Raw genomic sequence first — 12,498 nt, 5'->3', positions numbered from 1 at the left:
TCTGCAACGATTCGCCGGGCAGCCCTTTTTCCGTAAGAAAGTTTAATTCTAGAAAAAATAATTACGCTCCACACGGCTGATTCGCACGCTGTAGGAGGCATACCAGTCTGTTCTTCCTTTATCCTGCGCAGTCAAATGGAGGGGGTTGGCCTTCCAATTCTTAATGGCATCGAGGGATTTCCAGTAGGATACGGTGATGCCCAGCCCATCGCTGTCGCGTGCGCTTTCTACACCAAGGAAACCGGGCTGTTCGGCAGCCAGCGTGCTCATCTGCTCGGCCATATCGCCGTAGCCATTGTCACCGGATGTCCGGTGTGAGGTGAAGATGACGGCGTAATAAGGGGGCTCCGGTGTTTTGGCGATGCCTGAGGGCTCGCGATGGCCGCTCGATTGATTGCTCATTGGTACGATTACCTCCCATAATGGACTAGATTAAATTAGGATAACGTTTCCCAACGCTCCCACATTTCTTGCGGGTTCCGTTCATACACTTCCTGCTCGCGATACAAGTAAGCATGCATAATGAATTCGCGGCGAATGGTGGCAAAGTCGGGATGGAACTGTTTGATAAACTCGTTAAGCTCCTTCTCCGTGTAGCTTCTGCCTTCCTCTAACATCTGCGCCAAATGCTCCAGCACAATCCGTTTCTTCTTCAGTTGAGCGGGGATATGCTTTAGTTTACCATCTGCAGTGATGAAATTGCGCAGAACAGACTGCTTTAATCGTTCGTTCTTCTCGTCCATCGGTTCGATCTCCTTCGTTTCCTTCGTCGCAGGCCGCGCAAGAATTGCTTGCAGCGAGCCTTCATATTGCCCCAGAAAATAATGATCCAGCGAGAAGAAAATCGCATTCTTGTCGCGGCGCTCGTGAATGAGGCTGACTGCCCGCAGTTTGGCTGCATGATGTGTGATGGTTGCGGGGGATAAGCAAAGCTTCTCCGCAAGCAATTGTCCGGTCATTTCACCCTCCGCGAGCAAAATAAGCATGCGGATCCGAGTCGGATCAGCGAGTGCTTTATGATAATTGACGATCTTATCAAGCTGCATCATGGCTGTGGCCTGCCTTTCGATATACGTTAGATAGTCATCTAATTAGAAGATAGTCTAATTAGATGAACATGTCAATCCGAAATATGTAAAATAGGCATGGGGTGGATTCGGATATCGTTAAGAACGCAATATAATAGGGATTTCGCTTGTCTATGACAACCGAAATCCCTATCGATATGAACCATTCCTATTCAATTGGATACTGCACTCCATTCCGTATTCCAAACAACAACCGGCGCTCATTCAGATTTCGCTGATCTTGCTCTTACTGTTGATGGATCATCATTCTTAGATTTCAAATTGTTATTTTTGCAATTCAACCTGACCATTGTCTTGAATAACGACTTTGCTCACCGTTTCCCGCATGTCCCGAAAACAACTATACCGGATAACTCCTTTCCCGAATCATTGAGGGACATACTTCGCTAACCTTCTTCAATGGACTATCCCCTCTCACAGAAAGTGGAGATCTTCTCGATCAACCGGCTTTCTTCTCTACCCGAGCCTCTCGGCTTAGGGGCGAGCTGCTTGTTTGATCTGACCTTAGTGTACAGGCAATTCGCCTATTATGTAAATATTCAGAAAAATCAAAATAATGCCAATGCGGCGAGATATTTGCCTATTATCTCGTCTTTTCTCAGGATTCTTTACAATTCCTCCATATATCGAAATTTGTCGTTTCTTGAAGGAGGCGGAAAATGTATTGACAGAAAGCTGGCCGGAGCATATATTATAACCAGTGGTTAGTAACCGTTGGTTATAATGGATTGAAGCTAGGAAGACACATAGGAATAGGAGTGGTTTTCGTATGAAAATCGAGCAAATTTCTGAACATGTATGGTGTTTGCGGACCTGGATGATTATCCCCTTCCGGGTGTGGGTGGTACGCGAGGAGGACGGCGTAACGCTGGTGGATGCAGGGATTCCGCTTATGACGAAGGGCATCATTTCTTTTATAGATCAATTACAGGCGGGTCCGCTGAAACGGATCGTGCTTACCCATGGACATTCGGATCATGTCGGTGCAGTTACAGGTCTGCTGGTTCGGTATCCTGAAGCCGAGGTATATGCGCATGAGATTGAATTTCCGTACATGGAGGGGAGCAAACCTTATCCGGGGCGCAAGAAAGCAGGCCAGTCGGTAAAAGCCGGCCTAGCGAAGCCTCTGAAACAGGACGATGCCGGACTTTCAAATATCGGCAGCTTGAGCGTCTATCATACGCCGGGTCATGCACCAGGGCATGTTGTGTATTTCCATGAGCAAGATGGTATGCTGCTGGCCGGAGATTTGTTTACCTCGAAGAAAGGCCGCCTGCGCAAGCCGATGGCGACGTTTACGGCGGATATGGAAGAAGCGGTTCGAAGCAGCGAAATCGTGCGAAAGCTGAAGCCGAAACGATTGGAGATTTGTCATGGGGGGCCGGTGATGCAGCCCGCTGCACAGCTCGATGCGTACCAAGCTGCAAGCAGGGCGCATTAACGGGAATGGTGCTGAAGAAGCTGACCAGCTATTTCGACCAGGCGATCTTGCAGCCGTAACGGTTCCAGCACATGTATGCGAGTTCCGAAGCTAAGCAGATGATAGGGGACGAAGGTTTGGAGCAAATGCTCCTCCATCATAAAATGGGCGGTATCGACGGAACGATTGACCAGCGCTTCGCTGAACAGCCACATTTCAGATAGTGCATTCAGCGCTTGCAGATTGCCTTTAATCACGATGGAGATGAGCTGATCTTCACCTTCGGGTTGTCGCTTTAAATTCTGGATTAGAAAAGAACGCGCCGAAAAGGCTTCCGGACGCTCGAATATAAGGTCCGATCCGTTTAGCGCTATGATGCGGTCCACACGGAAGCTGCGCGTGGATTGGCGGAGATGGCAGTGCGCGATGATGTACCATTTTCCTCTCCAATGCACGAGGCCATAGGGGTCGATGGAGCGTTCCTGCTCATCCAGGCCGTAGCCCTTCTGATAGACCATATGCTGCGTCGTACAGCTCGCGACGGCTTGCTCCAGCTGTTGAAGGAAAGCCTCGCTATTATTGGACTGAGGTGCGGAAGGATTTCCAACCTCAAACCCAACCATATGCCGTTCTATCTCGCTGCGCTGCGCCTCATTGGTGTAGCGTTTTAATTTGGTAACAGCTTGCTTCAGCACGTCGCCGTACGGATAACCCGCTTCTTGAGCGAAGAGAGCGGCATGAATGAGCGCCTTTTGCTCCTCGAGATCGAAGAAGAGCGGCGATTCTTTAAAATGCTCAAGCAGGCTGTATCCGCCATTATGGCCGGAATCGGCCACTATCGGAACGCCGCTCGCACAGAGCGCATCGATGTACCGGTATACGGTTCGGATATGCATCTCGAGCGAGTCGGCCAGCTGCTTGGCGGTCATTCGTTTATTTGCTTTGAGCAGCCACAGAATGGCCAGCATGTTGTCTGCTTTGGACACGGAGGGCTGCCTCCTTTTATTTAGGAATAAAGCCGTCCTTGAACGGATTCAAGAAAAGCTTCGGAATATCGGTTTCGAAGCGAACCAGCTTGCCGGTAGACGGATGCAAGAAAGCTAAGAGACGCGCATGGAGACCGAGGCGAGGAATGGCCTTTGATTTGGAGCCATACTTCTTATCGCCGACAATCGGATGGCCGATGTCTTCCATATGGACGCGGATTTGATTTTTGCGGCCGGTCTCAAGCGATACCTCGAGCAGCGAATAGTTCCTGTTGCTCTGCAGCACTTTGTAATGCGTTACCGCATGCTGGGCGTCAGTTGGATTGGAGGTGGAGTACATTTTGAGCGTCTTGCTTTCTTTGAGATACGATGAAATGGTGCCTTCCTGCTTCTTGACTTGTCCTTCGACAAGCGCGATGTAAGTGCGTTCCTTCACCGTGTCCTGCCATGCGTTCTGAAGCTCTTGCTGTACGTGCTCGCTCTTAGCGAACATCATGACGCCGGAAGTGTCGCGGTCGAGGCGATGGACAACGAAGATCCGATTGCTTGGATCTGTTAGGCGAACATGTGCGGTTAGCTGTCGATAGGCGGTCAGCTCCGACTCTTGATCGGAGGCGATGGACAATAGTCCCGCTTCCTTCACAACCACGATGAGATCGTCATCCTCAAAAAGTATCGACAACCCAATCAGCGGAGGCGCTTCGACGATGCGCTCTTTGGAGACGGTCACGGTTTGTCCCGGCTTCAGCGCGAAATTGAACACCTTCTGCGTCTTGCCGTCCACCGCGATTTGTCCGCGGCTCAGCATCGCTTTGATGGCGTTGCGCCCTTCGCCTTTCACGGTTTGAAGCAAGAACGCCAGCAGCTCGGCGCTTTCTTGCACGGGGTAGCTGCGGCTCGGCGCCGGTGCAGCTTGGCGCGGCGCTGCCGCTGCTCTGGCGGCGCCGGCGTTGCCGCGCGCGCCTGGGGCGGCTTTGCCGTGCTTGTTGCCGGCAAAGCTGGGCTTGCCGCCGCGGGAGTCGGAAGCGCCGCGGGAATCGCGGGAAGCTCCCGATCCGGACTTACCGAATGCCGCGGACTGTCTGTTCCCGGCATTCGATTTTTGTTTAGGCGATCTTGATTGTTGCTTATTATCCATTCATAAACGCTCCTAGTACGAATTGTATATTCATTTTACTATACCGAAAGAAGCGCAGTCATACAAATAAGACATTGAGCGTTTGGACGCTTCTTGTGCGAAGTGTCGTCTAGGATGCTCCAATTGGTAGCTGATATAAGTGGTGAGGCGCGGGATGATTAGGTTTGCTATCGGAACGTTGTAAGCGGGTATGCCGCTTACAACATCAAAATGAGGTCGAAGTGGAGCTTGTAAGCGGATATACCGCTAAAGATGCTGCACAATCGCCGAAACTAAACTAAATTCGCCGTTCTGGAGGGCTGTAAGCGGATATACCGCTTACAGCATCAAAACGGGGTAAAAGTGGAGCACATAAGCGGCTATACCGCTCTCGGTGAGGTGTGGCATGGTAGTAACTAGAGAAAAGCAAGACTCTCAGCACACGAACGCTCCGAAACTAACCATAGCCTGAGCATGAGAGTTGAAAAATCCGACCCTCAGCGGCAAAACAGCAGAAAAACGAAGTTGAGAGTCGGAAAAACCGACTCTCAGCACGCGAACCATACCAAACTAACCATCGCCCGAGTCTGAGAGTGGGGAAATCCGACTCTCAGAGGCGAATTCATAGAAAAACGAAGCTGAGAGTCGGAAAAACCGATTCTCAGCAGCACACGAAACAGCTCCGGATCAGCCATGGTGGGAGGTGAGAGTTCAAAAAAGGAACGCTCAGCGACGAACTAGCCGAAAAACGCAGCTGAGAGTACCAAAATCGCACTCTCAGCACACGAAACAGCTCCGGATCAGCCATGGTGGGAGGTGAGAGTTCCAAAATGGAATGCTCAGCGACGAACTAGCCGAAAAACGCATCTGAGAGTGCCAAAATCGCACTCTCAGCACACGAAACAGCTCTGGATCAGCCATGGCAGGAGGCGAGGCGAAAGTTCCAAAATGGAACTATCAGCGGCGAACCAGCCGAAAAAAACAGCTGAGAGTACCAAAATCACACTCTCAGCACGAAACAGCCCCGGTTCAGCCGCGGTAGGAGGCGAGAGTTCGAAAATGGAACGTTCAGCGGCGAACCAGTCGGAAACCCTCGCGAAAAGCAAACCCTTTCCGCCGCCCCAGCCGCTCCAACAACCTCCCCGCCCCAGCGACTTCAACGCCGCCCCAACCCCCAAGCCGCCGCAGGCGGCACAAAAAAAGCCGAGCAACAAAGCGCGCTCGGCTCCAATCTTATACCTGTACCCCCTGCCTCCGGTACACTTCCGGAAAATGCTCACCGACCAGCAGCTCGCCCGGCTGGACGTTCACATAGGAGAGCATGACATGCTCGCCAATAGGCTCGTAGCGGGTGTGGCCCGGCATATAATGAACCGCGATGGCGCGGCGTTTCATGTCGGAGCGATTATGCGGGCTGCCGTGCCAGGTCAGGCAGTGGTGGTAGCCCACTTGGCCTTTCTTGATTTCGAACGGTACCGCTTCGACGACGGCATTGTTCGGCAGCATCTCCGGACGCTTGTGGAATGGCTTGAACTCCTTCGTGCTGGAGAGGTAACGCTGATGGTTGCCCCATTTGTGGCTGCCCGGCACCATCCACATGCAGCCGTTCTCGATGACGGCATCATCAAGCGCAACCCATGCGCTCACAAGATCAGCTGGCTGGATGATCGGCCATAGCGGATGATCCTGATGCCACGCAGTCGGTCCGCCGGTAACCGGAGGCTTATACTGAATCTGATCATGCCAGATTCGCAGCGAATCCGTATGCGACAGCTGCGCAACCTCCTCGCAGATGACCGGATGAGCGGCATGCTGCAGGAACCGATCGCTGGCGAGCCAAATATTTACGATTTGGACCACTTTTTCGCTCGCGATCATTTTCATATTGTCGTAAGGGGAGTCCGAAGATAGCATGTTATGGTTCAGAACCGGCTTTTTCACCGTTTCGCCATTCATGACTTTATCCAATTCTTCGCGCAGTGCCTCAACCTCCGAATCGCTTAGCACGACGTCGCCTTTCAGAAACCCGTTGTTTTCAAATTCCGTGATTTGTGCTTGACTTAACATAGATGATTCCTCCCTGACCCCTTATTAGTTTGGCTTTCCTTAACTGCTATGTGCTAAGCATAAGACAATTTGAAAGCGGTGTATTTACACATACACAACAGGGCTTTGCACTTTTCAAATATTGTGATAAAGGAGTCGATCCCCACATGTCGCTGCCACATCCCGATTATGTAATTGGCGCGATCGAAGATCTGCTGCCTACCGTTAATTTTGCAAGCCATGCCCTAGCAGAGCCGCAGATGGTGTTTGGACCCCGAATCATCCCGGACTATCAGCTGTTCTACATCCTCTCAGGAGAAGCTGAGGTGCTGATCGGATCAGAACGCTGCGTGCTCGGACCGGGAGACAGCGCGCTGTATGGCCCCCATTGTCCGCATAAATTGACGATATCCAGCGAGGTCGTTTTTATCGGCATCCATTTTACCTATCGCGGCGCTTCGCTTGAGCCCGTGCATCCGGCCTTCACGATTGAGAGCTGCAGCGAAGAGACGCTTCTGTCCAGCAGACGAAGCAGCTACAAACTCGATATAACAGGTCAAGAGCAGCTGGAGCTGCCGCCTTTTTTCACCATTCCAGGACTTGAACCGATAATGATGCGGATTGTAAAAGAGTACTTAAACGAGCAGCCCGGCTACACGATCGTGATGCGTGCTCTGATGACGGAGCTGCTGTCAGTTATCGTGCGAAACCAGCTGACCAAACGTCCCAAATCGCAGGAGCAGCGCAAGATCGACCCGGCTCTGCATGCCATGAACAAGGAACCGGAGAAGAACTGGAGCGTAGCGGAGCTAGCATCATTGTGCGGCTATCATGTCATCTACTTCTCTTCGCTGTTTCGCAAATGCACCGGTGAGAGTCCGAAGCAGTATCTCATCTCCGAACGAATTCGCAAGGCCAAGTACTATTTGCTAAGCGGGGAGAAAATGGAGGTCATTGCGGAGCGGCTAGGCTATGCGAGCGTTCATTATTTTTCGCGGAATTTCAAAGAAGAGACGGGGCTTACGCCGACGGAATTCAAGCAGCAATAGCACTATGTTTTTCTAGTATCTAGCAAATGCATTTGATAGACAAAATAGAGGGTGGATGATACGATAGTTTGATGTAAGATTTAGGGATTATTGGAGGAAACAGCGCGTGAGTCTGACTATGAAATTGAAGCAAAAATGGCTCTTATCCGTCTTATCTGCAGGTCTTGTACTGGCACCGTTTTCCATGAACGTGAACACGGCAGAAGCCGCAACAGCAGGCTCATCAGCAACCGCCCCGGCAGCCTATGCCGCAGCCGCTAATAAACCGACCAACCAGACTACTTCTGTCCTCGTAGACGGCAAGAAGCTGGCGATCAGCCCCGCGCCGCTGACGCAGAAAGGAACGACTTTCGTTCCCATGCGAGTAATCTTTACGGCGCTGAAGGCGAGTGTAACCTGGGAACCGAAGAGCAAGACAATTATTGCTGTTAAGGGACGTACAACGATATCCTTGCAGCTTGGCAATAAGAAAGCGGTCAAGAATGGCAAAACCATTCTGCTATCACAAGCCCCGCAGCAGTTGAATGGGGCTACCATGGTGCCGCTTCGTTTCATTGCAGAGGCGCTTGGAGCCGATGTGCAGTTTAATCAAGCGAAGCATGTGATTCAGATCATGTCCGCTGAGGCCATCGAGCAGAAGAAGCAGGATGCGCTTGATCAAGCAGCGCAAGAGAAGCACCCTGTTCTTATGACAACCAAACAAATCGTCGCGAAGAACGATGATAAAGTCGTGATGATCATGACGGACACTGCGCAAGGCAGCGGTGTTGTCATTGGGAAAGACGAGATATTGACCAACTATCACGTCATTGCGGATGCGACCAAAGCAAGCGCGCTGCTTCTAAATGGCACAGAGATTGAGATTCAAGGCGTAGTCGGCTATAACGAGGATTACGATTTGGCTATCATTAAGACGAAGACGGCGCTTCATGTTGATCCCGTTGAAATCGGTGTCGGCGCAGCCAAAGGCGATCATGTCGTAGCGATCGGCAGTCCATTAGGCCTGCAAAATACGATTTCCGACGGTGTAATCAGCAACATTACCTTTGATGGCGCACAGTATTACCAGATCAGCGTACCTATCGACCACGGAAGCTCGGGCGGCGGTTTGTTTAATGATTACGGCGAACTGATCGGGATTACGGCTGCCGGTATTGATACCACGCAGGCTGATTTGAATTTTGCCGTATCCTCTATGAATATCTTAATGCTGAAATACGATTTGGAAGAAACACCGCCAACGAAGATCGAGTTTCTGCCTCCAACGCTTCCGAAAACACTGGTAGGCGAATCCACGGATACGATTAAGAAGCTGATTAAGGATCAGTTCGCGGAGCTCAATACAACAGGCGGCACAACGGAACTTGGGCAAATCGAAGTGAACCGGGATTCGCAAGGATGGCTCGTCGTGAGTGCGGTTATCGATCCGGCGATCTACATGCAGTACGGTCATGCGTCCAATGACGATATGCGCACGTGGGCGCTGAACACCGGCTATGAGCTGCGTCGTATGCTCCCGGACGATACAATCCAGCTGATCGTGTATTACGATCAAGAGTTTAGCTTCGAGCCGCGCGGCTTCGCCCCGGATGAAGTAACTGCGCTTGGAAACGGCAAATGGCGCGTGAAATTCCCTGTGATTTCGTATCAAGGCAAAGATAAAGTAATCGTAAGCGTTCGCGCATAGCGGATCGATCTAAAAGACAAGGAGCAGACCGGTTGAGCCAGGCAGGATGCGTATGCAGCCGCCGCGCTTCATGGGCTGCTCTTCTTTTTTAGGTTGATTTTCGTTACAATGGGATAGTTAGGCTAGTCCAGGTTCACATTCAATCAAATGAAGGAATGACGTGCAATGAAAGTAGTACTTTCCACTTTAAACGCGAAATATATACACACCTCGCTCGCGCTGCGCTGTTTGAAGGCATACGCGGAGAAGGATTTTGATATTGATATCGCGGAGTTCACGATTAAGGACCCGGCGATGAATATCGTCGCTGACTTATTCGCCCGCAACCCGGATGTTGTGGGTTTCTCCTGCTATATTTGGAATATTGAAGAGACCATTACAGTGATCGACATGCTGCGGAAAATCAAACCCGAGATCCGCATCGTTCTTGGCGGTCCCGAAGTGAGCTACGACACTGCATTCTGGCTCGAACGACTGCCTCAGGTCGATTATATCGTCGTTGGGGAAGGCGAAGAGACGTTCCATCATCTGCTCACGGAGCTGGCGGATACGCGCAAATTCCATCTGGTATTTGGCCTTGCCTATCGCAAGGAGCACCAGGACGGACGAATGGAGATTATCGTGAATCCGCCTCGTCCGAAGCTTGATCTGGCGACACTGCCTTCGCCGCACCGTTTCGAGGAAGATGTGCCGCGGCTGGCAAGCCGTGTCGTCTATTTCGAGACAAGCCGGGGCTGTCCGTTCAGCTGTCAATTCTGCTTGTCGAGCATCGAGGTCGGCGTCCGTTATTTCGATATGGAGCGAACCAAATCGGATCTGCTCTACCTGATTCATGCCGGCGCGAAGCTGATCAAATTCGTTGACCGCACCTTTAATATTAAACGCGATTATGCGCTGGAGATTTTCCGGTTTCTCATCGAGAATCACGGCGGCTGCGTATTCCAGTTTGAAATCACGGCGGATATTATGCGTCCGGAAGTGCTGGATTACTTGGCGGAGCACGCGCCGCCGGGCATCTTCCGCTTCGAGATCGGCGTGCAATCGACCAATGATCTGACGAACGAAGCGGTGCAGCGCCGTCAGAATTTCATGAAGCTTACGCGGACGGTCATGAAGGTCAAGGAAAGCGGCAAAATCGATCAGCATCTCGATCTGATCGCCGGACTGCCGCACGAGAACTACGATTCGTTCCGCAAGACGTTCAACGACGTGTTTGAGCTGCGTCCCGAGGAGCTGCAGCTTGGCTTCCTGAAGATGCTGCGCGGCACCGGCATGCGGCTTGACGCGGAGAAGCACGGCTATATTTATATGGACCGTGCGCCATACGAAATTCTCGGCAATGACATCATGCCGTTCTCGGACATCGTTCGAATCAAACGCGTAGAGGACGTGCTCGAGAAGTATTGGAACGCGCATCGGATGGATCATACGCTGCTTTATCTGGTGGAGCGGGCATTCCCGTCGGCCTTCGACTTCTTCCAGCAGTTCGGCGATTATTGGGAAGGCCGCGGCTGGCAGAAGATCGGTCACCAGCTGGAGGATCTGTTCTCACGGCTGTGGGCGTTTCTTACGGAAGCTCATGCGAAGGATGGATCTGCTGCATGGCAACTTGATGTCGCGCTTGGCCTCATGAAGCTGGATTACTTCTTGAATCACAACTACAAGCCGCGCAAAGTGTGGTGGGAGTTCAGCATGGAGAAGGCAGAGTGGAGCGGCTGGATGCAGCGTCTTGCTGAGCGTCCTGCGGACGTATCGGAAGCTTTTGCCGCGATGGGGCTTGGCGAGAAGGAGCTTCAGAAGCATGCTGTCATCGAGAGATTGCCATTCCAGCTGAAGCGGTACTTGGAGGAAGGCGTCGTTTCGATGGAAGAAGAAACGCTGCTCGTCGTCATTTACAGCGGAGGCGGCAAGGGCGATTCCCGGTCACCTGAATTCTTTACCCAATCGCTGGTTCCTTCCGGCTTAACTTGAGCCGGTCTGGTATATGGTGTAAACTCTAAGAGGTTTTATAATCCGGACTACTAAGGAGCAATGAACATGGTATATGCAGCTAATCAAGAGCGTTATGCAACGATGAAGTACAACCGTTGCGGACGTACAGGCCTTAAACTGCCTGCGATCTCGTTAGGGCTTTGGCATAATTTCGGCGGCGTGGACAAGTTTGAGAACGGCCGCGCGATGCTTCACCGTGCTTTCGATTTGGGCATTACGCATTTTGACTTGGCGAACAACTACGGTCCTCCGGCAGGATCTGCAGAAGAAATGTTCGGCCAAATCATGCTCTCGGACTTTAAACCGTACCGCGACGAATTGATCATCTCCTCCAAAGCCGGTTATTATATGTGGCCTGGCCCGTACGGCGAGTGGGGCTCCCGCAAGTATCTGATTGCAAGCTTGGAGCAAAGCTTGAAACGGATGAACCTGGAGTATGTCGATATTTTCTACTCTCACCGTCCGGATCCGGAAACGCCGCTTGAAGAAACAATGGGCGCGCTGGATCACATGGTACGCTCCGGCAAAGCGCTTTATGTCGGCATCTCCAGCTACAGTGCAGAGCAAACGGCGCAAGCCATTGCGATCATGAAGCAGCTGGGCACGCCGCTTGTCATTCATCAGCCGAGCTACAACATGTTCGACCGCTGGGTCGAGAACGGTTTGCAGGATGTGCTGGAAGAGAACGGCGTAGGCAGCATCGCGTTCTGCCCACTGGCGCAAGGATTGCTGACGAACAAATATTTGAACGGGATCCCAAGCGATTCGCGTGCGGCAAGCGCAACAGGCTTCCTGAGCGAAAGCGCGGTGTCGCCGGAGCGTATAGCCCAGCTGCAGAAGCTTAATGCCATCGCAGCAGAGCGCGGACAATCGCTGGCTCAAATGTCGCTGGCATGGGTACTTCGCGGTGGACGCGTCACTTCGGCACTGATCGGCGCAAGCCGCGTCAGCCAAATCGAAGACAACGTTGCAGCGCTGAACAATCTCTCGTTTACGAGCGAAGAGCTGGCTAGCATCGAAGATATTTTACGCAAATAGTACCGTAGCCTTGGAGGAATCCCTCCAAGGCTTTTTTTTTGACAGCTTCAGAGGAGTGCCAATATAATGATTAAT

10 protein-coding genes are annotated in these 12,498 nt (G+C 51.8%); 5 read left to right on the top strand and 5 right to left on the bottom strand.

The window, feature by feature from the left end; all coding sequences use genetic code 11:
* Positions 1 to 48: 48 nt before the first annotated feature.
* Positions 49 to 402, bottom strand: coding sequence for an antibiotic biosynthesis monooxygenase family protein (locus tag AC50Y3_RS18195; protein WP_494820144.1), 354 nt, complete (start codon positions 400 to 402; stop codon positions 49 to 51).
* Positions 403 to 437: 35 nt separating this feature from the next.
* The gene (locus AC50Y3_RS18190) at positions 438 to 1,046 is read right to left on the bottom strand and encodes a DUF2087 domain-containing protein (RefSeq protein ID WP_494820374.1); all 609 of its coding nucleotides are present in this window, start codon (positions 1,044 to 1,046) and stop codon (positions 438 to 440) included.
* An 811-nt stretch (positions 1,047 to 1,857) separates the two neighbouring features.
* Here AC50Y3_RS18190 and AC50Y3_RS18185 point away from each other — a divergent pair.
* A complete protein-coding gene (locus tag AC50Y3_RS18185; RefSeq protein ID WP_494820143.1) occupies positions 1,858 to 2,529 on the top strand; it encodes an MBL fold metallo-hydrolase in 672 nt (223 codons plus the stop codon).
* Here AC50Y3_RS18185 and AC50Y3_RS18180 read toward each other — a convergent pair.
* From AC50Y3_RS18180 to AC50Y3_RS18170, 3 genes are all read right to left on the bottom strand, one after another.
* The gene (locus tag AC50Y3_RS18180) at positions 2,526 to 3,494 is read right to left on the bottom strand and encodes a helix-turn-helix transcriptional regulator (protein ID WP_494820142.1); all 969 of its coding nucleotides are present in this window, start codon (positions 3,492 to 3,494) and stop codon (positions 2,526 to 2,528) included. The genes AC50Y3_RS18185 and AC50Y3_RS18180 overlap by 4 nt on opposite strands.
* A 16-nt stretch (positions 3,495 to 3,510) precedes the next feature.
* Complete coding sequence (locus AC50Y3_RS18175; RefSeq protein ID WP_494820141.1) at positions 3,511 to 4,632, bottom strand: RluA family pseudouridine synthase; 1,122 nt, start codon at positions 4,630 to 4,632, stop codon at positions 3,511 to 3,513.
* Positions 4,633 to 5,844: 1,212 nt separating this feature from the next.
* Positions 5,845 to 6,678 carry a phytanoyl-CoA dioxygenase family protein gene (locus AC50Y3_RS18170; RefSeq protein ID WP_494820140.1) on the bottom strand — a complete coding sequence of 278 codons (834 nt, stop codon included), beginning with the start codon at positions 6,676 to 6,678 and terminating at the stop codon, positions 5,845 to 5,847.
* A 146-nt stretch (positions 6,679 to 6,824) separates the two neighbouring features.
* Here AC50Y3_RS18170 and AC50Y3_RS18165 point away from each other — a divergent pair, with 146 nt between their 5' ends.
* From AC50Y3_RS18165 to mgrA, 4 genes are all read left to right on the top strand, one after another.
* Positions 6,825 to 7,706: a helix-turn-helix domain-containing protein gene (locus AC50Y3_RS18165; protein ID WP_494820139.1), complete on the top strand. Its 882-nt coding sequence runs from the start codon at positions 6,825 to 6,827 to the stop codon at positions 7,704 to 7,706.
* Positions 7,707 to 7,812: 106 nt separating this feature from the next.
* Positions 7,813 to 9,393 (top strand): stalk domain-containing protein, encoded by a 1,581-nt coding sequence (locus AC50Y3_RS18160; RefSeq protein WP_494820138.1) that lies wholly within the window; start codon positions 7,813 to 7,815, stop codon positions 9,391 to 9,393.
* A gap of 165 nt (positions 9,394 to 9,558) precedes the next feature.
* Positions 9,559 to 11,364 (top strand): B12-binding domain-containing radical SAM protein, encoded by a 1,806-nt coding sequence (locus AC50Y3_RS18155; protein WP_494820137.1) that lies wholly within the window; start codon positions 9,559 to 9,561, stop codon positions 11,362 to 11,364.
* Between the two features lie 66 nt (positions 11,365 to 11,430).
* Entirely contained in the window at positions 11,431 to 12,423 is a 993-nt protein-coding gene (mgrA, locus tag AC50Y3_RS18150) for an L-glyceraldehyde 3-phosphate reductase (RefSeq protein WP_494820136.1), read from the top strand.
* Positions 12,424 to 12,498 lie beyond the last annotated feature (75 nt).

It is taken from the genome of Paenibacillus sp. J22R98 (assembly GCF_059383835.1).
This window is presented reverse-complemented; position numbering and strand designations above follow the sequence as displayed.

Excerpts from the sequence above, each read along its gene's own strand:
- AC50Y3_RS18195 (WP_494820144.1), bottom strand. The coding sequence starts at position 402 with ATGAGCAATCAATCGAGCGGCCATCGCGAGCCCTCAGGCATCGCCAAA.
- AC50Y3_RS18190 (WP_494820374.1), bottom strand. The coding sequence starts at position 1,046 with ATGCAGCTTGATAAGATCGTCAATTATCATAAAGCACTCGCTGATCCG.
- AC50Y3_RS18185 (WP_494820143.1), top strand. The coding sequence starts at position 1,858 with ATGAAAATCGAGCAAATTTCTGAACATGTATGGTGTTTGCGGACCTGG.
- AC50Y3_RS18175 (WP_494820141.1), bottom strand. The coding sequence starts at position 4,632 with ATGGATAATAAGCAACAATCAAGATCGCCTAAACAAAAATCGAATGCC.
- AC50Y3_RS18170 (WP_494820140.1), bottom strand. The coding sequence starts at position 6,678 with ATGTTAAGTCAAGCACAAATCACGGAATTTGAAAACAACGGGTTTCTG.
- AC50Y3_RS18165 (WP_494820139.1), top strand. The coding sequence starts at position 6,825 with ATGTCGCTGCCACATCCCGATTATGTAATTGGCGCGATCGAAGATCTG.
- AC50Y3_RS18155 (WP_494820137.1), top strand. The coding sequence starts at position 9,559 with ATGAAAGTAGTACTTTCCACTTTAAACGCGAAATATATACACACCTCG.
- mgrA (WP_494820136.1), top strand. The coding sequence starts at position 11,431 with ATGGTATATGCAGCTAATCAAGAGCGTTATGCAACGATGAAGTACAAC.